1 pseudogene is annotated in these 555 nt (G+C 38.9%); it reads left to right on the forward strand.

Features of this window, described 5'->3' with window-relative positions:
• Positions 1-555 (forward strand): annotated as a pseudogene (locus BFU02S_RS17190) (DDE-type integrase/transposase/recombinase); the annotation flags it as partial.

Consider the following 555-nt stretch of genomic DNA (forward strand, 5'->3'; position numbering starts at 1 on the left):
TGAAGAAGAATGGCAAACAGCTAAAACCTGTTCAAAGGCGTTCCAACGCAAAGACAAGTGTGCCTAAGTCAATGATCTGTCCGCAGTGTGGTGCTCCATCAGATTATCTTTACGCGAACAATGGAGATAAAGGCCAGTATCAATGTAAGGTGTGTTCTTGTCTTTTCAGTAATAAGAATCGCTATTCAAAAGAAGCCATTCTTAAATGTCCTCATTGTGCTAAGACTCTTGAGAAAATCAAAGTGAGAAAAGACTTTGACGTGTTCAAGTGTAAAAATAATGAATGTCCATACTACTTAAAGAAATTGAATGGTATGTCTTCAAAGGAGAAGAAGCAGTTTAAAAAGAACCCTCAATCCTTTAAATTAAGATACATTTTCCGGCAGTTTCGTATTGACTTTCAGCCATTGTCTAAGTCTTCTCCTTTAAAGCCCAAGGTAGATTTAGCAAAACTTTATGTCTCACCTCACACATTAGGGCTTATTTTAACTTACCATGTCAATTACGGCCTTTCGGCCCGAAAGACGGCGGCACTCATGAAGGATGTACATGGGG

Origin of the sequence: Neobacillus fumarioli NBRC 102428 (genome assembly GCF_001591485.1) — a bacterium.
GTDB lineage: Bacteria > Bacillota > Bacilli > Bacillales > Cytobacillaceae > Neobacillus > Neobacillus fumarioli.